The sequence below is a fragment of the Streptomyces sp. YGL11-2 genome (genome assembly GCF_050054615.1).
Classification (GTDB): Bacteria; Actinomycetota; Actinomycetes; order Streptomycetales; family Streptomycetaceae; genus Streptomyces.
In genome coordinates, this window is sequence record NZ_JBNHIN010000006.1 from 213424 (window position 1) to 224080 (window position 10657).

Genomic DNA, 10657 nt, shown 5'->3' on the forward strand with positions numbered 1-10657 from the left:
TCAACTGCCATCACCCCGGTACGCCATTGACGCACTACGTGCCTTGATGGACTGCGTGCCTTGACGCGCCGGTGGAGCAGGACCTCATGCATGGGGGCCTCAACGCAGGGCGGCCACAAGGCATCACGTGAGTCAGTGCGCTGCGCGTCAATGAGCCATGCCCTCGGCGCGGCACGGCCTCAACGCAGCACGCCCTCAAGGAAATCGCTGCCCAGCCGGGCCACCACCTGGAGGTCCAGCTGGTGCAGCACATAACGCCCGCGCCGCCGCGTCTGGAGCAGCCCGGTCTTCTTCAGTACCGCGACATGCCGCGACACCTCGGGCGCCGTGATACCGAACGCGTTCGCCAGCTCCCCCGTCGTATGCGGCCCCCGCGACAGCGTCCGGCACAGTCGCATCCGCATCGGGTGGCTGAGCGCCTCCAGCCGCTGCTGAACGAGTTCCAGCGTGGCGGTGGCGGGCAACTCCTGGCTGGCGACCGGGTATTGGAGCACCGGGCGCCAGCCTGCGGCGTGGCTGAACAGCAGATGCGGCCAGCCGAACGACGTCGGCAGGAAGGTGATCCCGGGATCCCCGGGACTGGCGAACGCCGTCGTCCGCCCGACGGCGAGCTTGTCGACCAGGATCCGGGCGCCGCCGCTGCCGTCCTGCGCCTCGTCCAGCGAAAGTGCCCGCGAGGTCGCCCGGAGCGTTTCGGCCAGCCCCTTGTGCCGCAGCAACTCGGTCTTGTGCCGGGCGTCCGCAGCCAGCTGGATCCCCACCCGCCGCCAGATGTCCCCGAAGAACGCGTCCTCGCAGTCCTCGAACAGGCGCCGCAACCACGCCCGCAGGCGGTCCGGATCGGTCAGCATCCGATCCGTGAACCCCGCCTGCCGCGGGCCGCGCGCCGCCGCCATCTCCCGTACGCGGGCCCGCTCACCCTCGTCGATCAGGGGCGACGGCGTGATGCGGGTGTATGCCGGCGAACAGGTGATCTCGAAGACGGCGGCCACGAACCGCTCGTCGTCGATCTTGTCGAGCTCGTCGAGGTCCTCGGCCAGCGTCGCCCCCGGGCGGGCGGGCAGCAGGATGTCCGAACGGGCGGACCGCCACAGGAAGTCCGCCTCGCACAACCGGTCGGCGAGGTCGGTCTTCAGCCCCGCGTTGGTCGCGGTGACCCAGCCGTGCAGCCCGGGGTGGTGCGCCGGCTCGGACAGCGCGTGCAGCGCCGCGCCCAGCTCCGCCAACGGGGAGGGCGCGAAGACCACGCGTTCCGGCGGCAGCCCGGTGATGTCGATGACGTTGGCCATGTACCCATCATGCGCGAGGCCGCGACCTGCAACGTCGTCGATTGACGGCTCCCGTCAATCGACGCGCGGCGGCCGTCGGCCCGCCCCACAGTGAGAAACATGAACGCCACACAGCAGCACCTCCTCGACACCTACCGCGCAGCTCAGCAGGGCCAGGCCGCCCCGCCCGCACCCGGCGCGGCCACCGTCCGCGTCGCTCGTGAAATCCAGCAGTGGCGCCGCTTTCAGGCCATCGTCACGGACCCGGCGGACCGATGGCGGGCACGGGCGCGGCGGTCGAGGTGGGTGGGGTGGTTGCGGCGAGTGGGGTGGGGCGGGCGGGGGGCACGGGGTGAATGGGGGGTGGCGGGGTCGGTTTCCCGCTCCCTTCCCCGGGGGCCCCTCCCCCCGCCCCGCCCCACCCCCGCCCCCCTCGCGAAAGACTCCGGCGCAGCGCCGACCACCGCGCCAGCCCCTGGCCGGTCCGCGCGGACGGCGAACTAGCGCGGCCACCTCGGGGCATCCGTGCCCGCTGCGGCCTCGGCTCGCGCCCACGGCGGGGCGTCGGCGGTCACGACGGGTTCAGTGGTGCCCACCGCGTGGCGATCCGCGCCCATGTGGCTCGGCTGCGGCCTCGTTGAACCCACTCGCCCGCAGCGGGCACCGCCACCGCCCTGGGGGGCGGGGCCGGGTCGGGGGCGGGGCCGGGCTATCCGCGTCCCCGTCGAGCCCACCCCACTCCCGTCGAGCCCACCCCACCCCACTCCTGTGGGGACTCCTGTCGAGCCGGCCCCCTCACCAGGGGTCCCTGCCCCCCGCAGCGGGACCCGTCTCTGCCCGCGTTGAGCGCACACCGTCCGCGTCGAGCGGGCCCCGACACCAGCGGCCCTGGCTCCACTACGGCAGGGCCCAGCCCCGCCCACATCCAACTCCGCCCAACTCAGCCCAACCCCCTTACCCCGGTCTCAGCCGTCGATGCGTGACACGAAGCCGGCCACGGCCGTGCGTATCTCCTCCGGAGTCCAGTCCATCGCGGACGACGCCACCGTCACCTCCGTCTGCGCTACTCCCGGCGGTCCTGCCGGGCCGGGCTCGAACCAGGCGCGGAACAGCGTGGTCCGGGTCTCCTCCGCCAGCCGGACACCTGCCTCGTTCAGTACATCCGGCGGGTGCGGGAGCCATACCTGGAACTGATGGGTGTGCGGTATCTCAGGGTGCACCCTGAACCACGGCACGCCCGCCTCCGCCAAACCCTCCTGCAGCGCCTGCGCGACGACCTTCGCGTGTGCCACGTAGTGCGGAAGCCGGGGCAGCTCGCGGTCCAGTCCGGCCAGGGCGGTCAGCGCCGTCGGCCACTGCTGGAACAGCTGCCCGCCGTACCGGTGCCGCCAGGCCCGCGCTTCCTCCACGAAGTCCTCGGTGCCGGCGAGGGCAGCGCCTGATATGCCGCCCAGGGACTTGTAGTAGGAGACATAGACGCTGTCCGCGAGGGCGGCGACCTCCGGGAGGGTGCGCCCGAAGTGCGGGGTGCACTCCCACAACCGGGCGCCGTCGAAGTGCACCACCGCATCCCGGTCGCGGGCCGCCGCCACCGTCGCCGTCAGCTCCTCCCACGTCGGGAGGAGGAATCCGGCGTCCCGCAGCGGGAGTTCGAGGGCCAGGGTCCCGAACGGCTCCTGGAGGTCGTAGATCTCGGCGGCGGTCGGCAGCCGCGGGGCGTTCGTCGGATGCACCATGCGCAGCCCGCTGACCACGGCATAGGCGTCGCGCTCGTGGACCTCCATATGGGACAGGGGATGGCCGGCGACCGTCGAACCGCCCGTCCGCCCCGCCCAGCAGCGCAGGGCCACCTGCTGCGCCATCGTGCCGGTCGGGAAGAACGCGGCGGCCTCGGTGCCCAGCGCCTCGGCCGTACGGCGCTCCAGCTCGCCGACGATGCTGTCGTCGATGCCGTAGATATCCGTCCAGTCATCGAGGTTGTACATATCGGGAGCGTCGGCTGTCAGGCGCGCCAGCCGCTCCCGGATCGTCTCCACGGCCGGGCCGCTGAGCTGGCGTGCGGAGCCGCGGTGTGCGGTGATCCGTCGTTTCCGCGCGAGTGCGGTGTCGCTCTCAACGGTGGTCGGCGCCCCGTCCCCGGATGTCTCGTTCTGCGCTTTCCCGTGCCGAGGTGTCTCGTGCCGGGGTGCCCCTCGCTGGTCTGCCCCGTTCCGGCCTGTTCCATTGCGATCTGTTCCGTTGTGATCTGTTCCGTTCTGTGTCATGTCCCCCGCCTCGCCTGCGTTTCGCGCTGTGTGCGCGGTGATGCGTCGATCATGGCGTAGGCGGGCGGGAGGCGGCGAGCCCTGTGGATAACTTTCGGAGGGAGGCTGACGCGAGCAACGGGCAGCCCTCTGACGAGGCGGAAACGGCTGGTGGGAGGCCATGGGGAGGTCAGGGGGGAGGGCACGAGGGAGAGGCAGGGAAGAGGGCACCCGCAGTCCGCGCGGCCTGCCTGCCCGCCCGCTCGCTGCCCGCCCGCCCGTTCGCGGCCCGCTCGTTCGCCGGCCGGCCCGGCGACAGCGCCGGCCCCGCCACCGGCCACCCCGCGGCGCCCCGCCCGGGAAGTCGATCGGCTCCGCCGCGTGGTGGGGCGGTTCTCCTCGGAGACCTCCGTCTCACCCGCCGTACAGCTCTCCGGGCCGTCGGAGGCACTCGCGTAGCATGGCGACGAATCGTCCGGTACCCCCCGCGGACTGGAACGGAAGGCCGTCGCCGCGTGAACGCACACCCGCCCATCGAGGCTCAGGACCGGCCCGCCCGGCTCACCGTCGGAGTCGTCGGCGCAGGCCGTGTCGGGCCTGCGCTCGCCGCGTCCCTGCAGCTTGCCGGGCATCGTCCGGTCGCCGTTTCGGGGGTCTCCGACGCCTCGGTGCGGCGGGCCGCCGAGCTGCTGCCCGACGTTCCGCTGGTCACCCCCGCCGAGGTGCTGGCCCGTGCCGATCTCGTGCTGCTGACCGTCCCCGACGACGCGCTGGCCGGCCTGGTGAGCGGGCTCGCCGAGACCGGTGCCGTGCGGCCGGGCCAGCTGCTGGTGCACACGTCCGGGCGCTACGGGACGGCGGTGCTGGATCCGGCCACGCGGGCCGGTGCCCTGCCGCTGGCGCTGCATCCGGCGATGACGTTCACGGGCACGTCGGTGGACGTCCAGCGGCTCGCCGGCTGCTCGTTCGGGGTGACCGCGCCGGAGGAGCTGCGGATGGCGGCCGAGGCGCTGGTCATCGAGATGGGCGGGGAGCCGGAGTGGATCGCGGAGTCCGCCCGTCCGCTGTATCACGCGGCGCTGGCCATCGGTGCGAACTACCTGGTCACGCTGGTCGCGCAGTCGATGGAGCTGCTGCGGAAGGCCGGTGTCCAGGCCCCGGACCGGATGCTCGGCCCGCTGCTCGGCGCGGCCCTGGACAATGCGCTGCGGTCCGGTGACGCGGCCCTGACGGGGCCGGTCGCACGGGGCGACGCAGGCACCGTCGCGGCCCATGTGGCGGAGTTGCGCCGGCACGCGCCGCAGGCCGTCGCCGGGTATCTGGCGATGGCCCGTACGACCGCGGACCGGGCGCTGGCCCGCGGTCTGCTCAAGCCGGAACTGGCCGAGGAGCTGCTGGACGTGCTCGCGGGGCCGGCGTCCGAGGGGGCCGTGGCGCCGGCGGGCGGTGCGCTCCCGGAGGGCGGCGCGCGCCCCGGAGCCTCCGGGACCCCCGACCCCGAGTCCCGGGAAACGCCAGAGACCCCGCAGTCCCCCGAGTCCCCAGAAACCCCCGAGTCCCCAGAATCCCCCGACCCCGACCCCGACCCCGGCCCCTCCGGAGGCGACGCATGACCTCCTCGCCCGTCAGCCCGTCCCCGGATGCCGGTCGGCAGCCGGCGCCGCGGCCCCAGCTCGTGCACACCGCCGCGGCGCTGCGGGAGTTGTCCCGCCGTAGTGGCGCGAGGGCTGTTGTCATGACCATGGGCGCGCTGCACGACGGGCACGCGGCCCTGGTCCGGGCCGCCCGTGACCACGTCGGGCCGAAGGGCCAGGTCGTGGTCACGGTGTTCGTCAATCCGCTGCAGTTCGGTGCGGGCGAGGACCTCGACCGCTACCCGCGCACCCTGGACGCGGATGTCGTCCTGGCCGGCGAGGCGGGTGCCGACGCCGTGTTCGCGCCGTCCGTCGACGAGGTCTACCCGGGCGGCGAACCGCAGATCCGGATCAGCGCGGGCCCCATGGGGACCGTCCTCGAAGGGGCCAGCCGCCCCGGGCACTTCGACGGTGTCCTCACCGTCGTCGCCAAGCTGCTGCATCTGACCGCGCCGGACGTCGCGTTCTTCGGGGAGAAGGACGCCCAGCAGCTCGCGGTCATCCGGCGGATGGCCGCCGACCTCAGTTTCCCCGTCGAGATCGTCGGTGTCCCCACGGTCCGGGAGAGCGACGGGCTGGCCCGCTCCAGCCGCAACCGCTACCTCTCCGGCCCGGAGCGGCGCACCGCGCTCGCGCTCTCCGCGGCGCTCTTCGCGGCCCGCGACCGGCTCACCGCCGAGGAGGCGCTGCGGGCCCGCGCGGCGTCCAGCGGGCACCCGACGCAGGACCGTTCCGCGGCGCTGGCCGCCCTGGGCGAGGACCGGGCCGCCGCCGACGCGCACGCCGTCGCCTACGCCGCGTCCGGGCCGCCGCACGGCCCGTCCGTGGCCCGCGCCGCGGCCCGCGCGGTGCTGACGGACGCCGCCCACCTCGAACCGCCGCTGCGCCTCGATTACGTGGCCCTGGTCGACCCGGGGGACTTCACCGAGGTCGCGGACGGCTACGAGGGCGAGGCGATCCTGGCGGTCGCCGCCAAGGTGGGCACCACGCGGCTGATCGACAACGTCCGGCTGGTGTTCGCCGGGGGCGCGGCGCCGGCCGACGCCCCCGAGGCCGCGCAGCACCCGGACAGTCCGGGGGCCGGCCCGCAGGCGGCCTCGGCATCCGCGGCATCTCCCGTATCGTCCCCGAAACCCACCCCACCCCAAGGCCCCCTCGGAGCGACCCGATGACCGCTAGCGGAACCGGCACCGGCCCCACCGGCATACGCCTCACCGCCCCCGCCCCCGGGTGGTCCATCACGGCGGACGTCGTCGTGGTGGGCTCCGGGGTGGCCGGACTGACCGCGGCGCTGCGCTGCGCCGCCGCCGGCCGCCGGACCGTCGTCGTCACCAAGGCCCGGCTCGACGACGGCTCCACCCGTTGGGCGCAGGGCGGTATCGCCGCGGCCCTCGGGGACGGCGACACGCCCGAGCAGCACCTGGCGGACACCCTCGTCGCGGGCGCCGGGCTGTGTGACGAGGCGGCCGTGCGGGCGCTGGTGACCGAGGGCCCGGACGCCGTCCACCGGCTGATCGGGGCGGGCGCCCGCTTCGACACCGCGCCCGGCAGCGACGAGATCGCGCTCGCCAGGGAGGGCGGCCACCACCGCCGCCGGATCGCGCACGCCGGCGGCGACGCGACCGGCGCAGAGATCTCCCGCGCGCTGGTCACAGCGGTGCGGACCGCGGGCCTGCGCACCATCGAGAACGCGCTGGTCCTCGACCTCCTGACCGACGCCCACGGCCGCACCGCCGGCGTCACCCTGCACGTCATGGGGGAGGGCCAGCACGACGGTGTCGGTGCGGTGCACGCGCCGGCGGTGGTGCTCGCCACCGGGGGCATGGGGCAGGTCTTCTCCGCGACCACCAACCCGGCCGTCTCCACGGGCGACGGGGTGGCGCTGGCGCTGCGCGCCGGCGCCGAGGTCTCGGACCTCGAATTCGTCCAATTCCACCCCACCGTCCTGTATTTGGGGCCGGACGCGGAGGGTCAGCAGCCGCTGATCTCGGAGGCCGTACGGGGCGAGGGCGCGTATCTGGTCGACGCGGCCGGCACCCGTTTCATGGTCGGGCAGCACGAGCTGGCCGAGCTGGCGCCGCGCGACATCGTGGCCAAGGCGATCATGCGGCGGGCGCAGGAACAGGGCGTCGAGCACATGTACTTGGACGCCCGCCACTTCGGCGCCGAGATGTGGGGGCACCGTTTCCCGACGATCCTGGCCGCCTGCCGCTCCCACGGCATCGACCCGGTCACCGAGCCGATACCGGTCGCCCCGGCCGCGCACTACGCCTCCGGCGGCGTCCGCACCGATCTGCACGGCCGGACGACCGTCCCGGGCCTGTACGCGTGCGGCGAGGTCGCCTGCACCGGAGTCCACGGCGCCAACCGCCTGGCCTCCAACTCCCTTCTGGAGGGCCTGGTGTTCGCGGAGCGGATCGCCGCGGACATCGCCTCCGACGGGGCGGCGGGCCGCGTCCCGGAGCCGGCCCCGTCCGCCGTCGAGGGGCGCGGGGCGCCGCGCGCGCTGCCCCTCCTGGCGCCCGAGACCCGCGCCGCGGTCCAGCGCATCATGACCGCCGGCGCCGGCGTCCTGCGCAGCGCCGGGAGCCTGGCCCGGGCCGCCGCGGACCTCGACGGCCTGCACCGCGCGGCGACCGAGGCGGCCCTGGCGGCGCAGGCGCCCGGTGCCGCAGGGGGAGCGGACGCCCCGCCGGCCCCGGCCAAGGCCCCCGAGCCCGGCGTGGAGGCGTGGGAGGCCACCAACCTGCTGTGTGTCGCGCGGGTCCTGGTCGCCGCCGCGCAGCGCCGCGAGGAGACCCGCGGCTGCCATTGGCGCGAGGACCACCCGGAGCGCGACGATGCCTCCTGGCGCCGGCACTTCCGCATCACCCTCGGCGCGGACCGCGCCCTGGACATCCGCACGACGGCGACCGCCGACTTCCCGCCGACCACCGGCACCACCTCTCAGCCCGCCCCCACCCCCGATACGGAGCCCGCCCCGTGAGTAGCACCCCCGGTACCCCCGACGGCCTTCCCCTCCTCCAGATCGGCCGGCCCGGAGCCGTCCCCGCCGGAGGCGGCTGCGGCGACGCCTGCGGGTGCGCCGGCGACGACGACTCGTACGAGCTCGACCCGCTGACCTGCGGGCTCGACCCCGACCTGGCCGCGCTCCTGGTGGCCGCCGGGCTCGACCCCGTACAGGTCGAGGACATCGCGCACATGGCCATCGAGGAGGACCTCGACCAGGGAGTGGACGTCACCACCGTGGCGACGGTCCCCGAAGACGCCGTCGCCACCGGGGACTTCACGGCCCGGCAGGCCGGTACGGTCGCCGGGCTGCGGGTCGCCGAGGCGGTGCTGTCCATCGTGTGCACCGACGAGTTCGAGGTCGAGCGGCACGTGGCGGACGGCGACCGGGTCACCCCCGGGCAGAAGCTGCTGTCGGTCACCACCCGCACCCGCGACCTGCTCACCGCCGAGCGCAGCGCACTGAACCTGCTGGGCCGGCTGTCCGGTATCGCGACCGTGACCCGGGCGTGGGCGGACGTCCTCGAAGGCACCAGGGCGAAGGTCCGCGACACCCGGAAGACGACGCCGGGCCTGCGCGCCCTGGAGAAGTTCGCGGTGCGCTGCGGCGGCGGCGTCAACCATCGCATGTCGCTGTCGGACGCGGCGCTGATCAAGGACAACCACGTCGTCGCGGCGGGCGGTGTCGCCGCCGCGTTCTCCGCCGTACGGACCGAGTTCCCCGGTGTGCCGATCGAGGTGGAGGTGGACCGGCTCGACCAGATCCCGCCGATCCTCGCCGAGGGCGCCGACCTGATCCTGCTGGACAACTTCACGCCGGAGCAGACCAAGGAGGCCGTCGACCTGGTCGCCGGCCGCGCGATCCTGGAGTCCTCCGGCCGGCTCACCCTCGCCAACGCCCGCGCGTACGCGGAGACCGGCGTCGACTTCCTGGCGGTGGGCGCGCTCACCCACTCCGCACCGGTCCTCGACATCGGCCTGGACCTGCGCGAGAGCGCCGTCGACGATCACGAGGCCGCCGGCCGGGGCGCCAAAGCACGCGATCACGAGGACCGCTGACCACCATGCTGCTGACCATCGACGTAGGCAACACGCACACCGTCCTGGGGCTCTTCGACGGCGAGGAGATCGTCGAGCACTGGCGGATCTCCACCGACGCCCGCCGCACCGCCGACGAACTGGCCGTGCTCCTCCAGGGCCTCATGGGCATGCACCCGCTGCTCGGCGACGACCTGGGCGACGGCATCGAGGGCATCTCCATCTGCTCGACCGTGCCGTCCGTGCTGCACGAGCTGCGCGAGGTGACCCGGCGCTACTACGGCGACGTCCCGGCCGTCCTCGTGGAGCCCGGCGTCAAGACCGGCGTGCCGATCCTCATGGACAACCCCAAGGAGGTCGGCGCCGACCGGATCATCAACGCGCTGGCGGCCGTCGAGCTGTACGGCGGCCCCGCGGTGGTCGTCGACTTCGGTACGGCCACCACCTTCGACGCGGTCAGCGCGCGCGGCGAGTACGTGGGCGGGGTGATCGCGCCGGGTATCGAGATCTCGGTGGACGCGCTGGGCGTCAGGGGCGCCCAGCTCCGCAAGATCGAGCTGGCGCGGCCGCGCAGCGTCATCGGCAAGAACACCGTCGAGGCGATGCAGTCCGGCATCCTCTACGGCTTCGCCGGCCAGGTGGACGGCGTGGTGCACCGGATGGCCCGGGAGCTGGCGGACGACCCGGAGGACGTGACGGTGATCGCCACCGGCGGGCTGGCGCCGATGGTGCTCGGCGAGTCCTCGGTGATCGACGAGCACGAGCCGTGGCTGACCCTGATCGGCCTGCGGCTGGTGTACGAGCGGAACATCAGCCGCGCGTAGCGGGGCCCGGCGGCGGGTCCGGCCGGTGCGCGCGTGTGACCGCGCGGCCCGCTGCCGCGCCACCGCATGCGAATTAAGTGGCTTTTGTCCGAATCGGTCGTAAAGTCGCGGCATGCCAATGCCATACGGATCCCGCGGCGGCATGGCCTTCGGCGCCGATGAGCTGCGTGTGCTCCGTCGCGCCCTCGCCCATGCCCTCCAGTCGACGTCCCACGCCGTCCCACTGGACGCCCTCGGCCCGGACCGGTCGCAGGACGTCCAGGAATACCTGCGGCTGGCCGAGGCGGTGGACGAGGCGGTCCGCGAAGGGGCCCGCCTGCGCGCCTTCCTGCTCGCCGACCTCACCCGCTATCGCGCCGCCCTGCCCGGCGCGGCCACCGGCTACCTCACGCGGCTCCAGGAGGCGCTGACGGCCGGCCACATCCCCGGTCCCGACGACCTCGCGGCGCTGCGCTCCCTGCTGGCGCGGCCCACCGGCGCCGCCGAGCGCAAGCGCCGCCGCGCCCTGCTGGGGCATTGCGAGCGGCTGGCCGAGCACTCCGTGCGGGCGCGGCTGCGCGCACTGCCGGGCGGGCGCTCGGGCGGCTCCCCGGACGGCCTCCCGGGCGGACGCCCCGGCGCCCGGCCGCGGGGGGGGGGGG

The 10657-nt window shown here is 74.4% G+C and carries 8 protein-coding genes; 6 read left to right on the top strand and 2 right to left on the bottom strand.

Annotated elements, in window-relative coordinates:
• Nucleotides 1-179: 179 nt before the first annotated feature.
• Nucleotides 180-1289 carry a DUF5937 family protein gene (locus tag ACO1BR_RS10030; protein ID WP_426794670.1) on the bottom strand — a complete coding sequence of 370 codons (1110 nt, stop codon included), beginning with the start codon at nucleotides 1287-1289 and terminating at the stop codon, nucleotides 180-182.
• 944 nt (nucleotides 1290-2233) lie between these two features.
• Entirely contained in the window at nucleotides 2234-3532 is a 1299-nt protein-coding gene (locus ACO1BR_RS10035; protein ID WP_426794671.1) for a threonine aldolase family protein, read from the bottom strand.
• Nucleotides 3533-4026: 494 nt separating this feature from the next.
• Between ACO1BR_RS10035 and ACO1BR_RS10040 the strand changes: the two genes are divergently transcribed.
• The 6 genes from ACO1BR_RS10040 to ACO1BR_RS10065 all read left to right on the top strand — a co-directional run.
• Complete coding sequence (locus tag ACO1BR_RS10040) at nucleotides 4027-5124, top strand: Rossmann-like and DUF2520 domain-containing protein (protein ID WP_426794672.1); 1098 nt, start codon at nucleotides 4027-4029, stop codon at nucleotides 5122-5124.
• The gene (gene panC / locus ACO1BR_RS10045) at nucleotides 5121-6317 is read left to right on the top strand and encodes a pantoate--beta-alanine ligase (protein ID WP_426794673.1); all 1197 of its coding nucleotides are present in this window, start codon (nucleotides 5121-5123) and stop codon (nucleotides 6315-6317) included. The genes ACO1BR_RS10040 and panC overlap by 4 nt, the downstream gene beginning before the upstream one ends.
• Nucleotides 6314-8131, top strand: a complete 1818-nt coding sequence (locus tag ACO1BR_RS10050) for an L-aspartate oxidase (protein ID WP_426794674.1) — start codon at nucleotides 6314-6316, stop codon at nucleotides 8129-8131. Before panC ends, ACO1BR_RS10050 begins: the two co-directional genes overlap by 4 nt.
• Nucleotides 8128-9213, top strand: coding sequence for a carboxylating nicotinate-nucleotide diphosphorylase (gene nadC, locus ACO1BR_RS10055; protein WP_426794675.1), 1086 nt, complete (start codon nucleotides 8128-8130; stop codon nucleotides 9211-9213). The genes ACO1BR_RS10050 and nadC overlap by 4 nt, the downstream gene beginning before the upstream one ends.
• A 5-nt stretch (nucleotides 9214-9218) precedes the next feature.
• Complete coding sequence (locus ACO1BR_RS10060) at nucleotides 9219-10016, top strand: type III pantothenate kinase (protein ID WP_159508749.1); 798 nt, start codon at nucleotides 9219-9221, stop codon at nucleotides 10014-10016.
• A 142-nt stretch (nucleotides 10017-10158) separates the two neighbouring features.
• Nucleotides 10159-10657: hypothetical protein (locus ACO1BR_RS10065; protein ID WP_426794723.1), on the top strand; the 499-nt coding region annotated here is incomplete at its 3' end.

Excerpts from the sequence above, each read along its gene's own strand:
- panC (WP_426794673.1), top strand. The coding sequence starts at position 5,121 with ATGACCTCCTCGCCCGTCAGCCCGTCCCCGGATGCCGGTCGGCAGCCG.
- ACO1BR_RS10060 (WP_159508749.1), top strand. The coding sequence starts at position 9,219 with ATGCTGCTGACCATCGACGTAGGCAACACGCACACCGTCCTGGGGCTC.
- ACO1BR_RS10050 (WP_426794674.1), top strand. The coding sequence starts at position 6,314 with ATGACCGCTAGCGGAACCGGCACCGGCCCCACCGGCATACGCCTCACC.
- ACO1BR_RS10035 (WP_426794671.1), bottom strand. The coding sequence starts at position 3,532 with ATGACACAGAACGGAACAGATCACAACGGAACAGATCGCAATGGAACA.
- ACO1BR_RS10030 (WP_426794670.1), bottom strand. The coding sequence starts at position 1,289 with ATGGCCAACGTCATCGACATCACCGGGCTGCCGCCGGAACGCGTGGTC.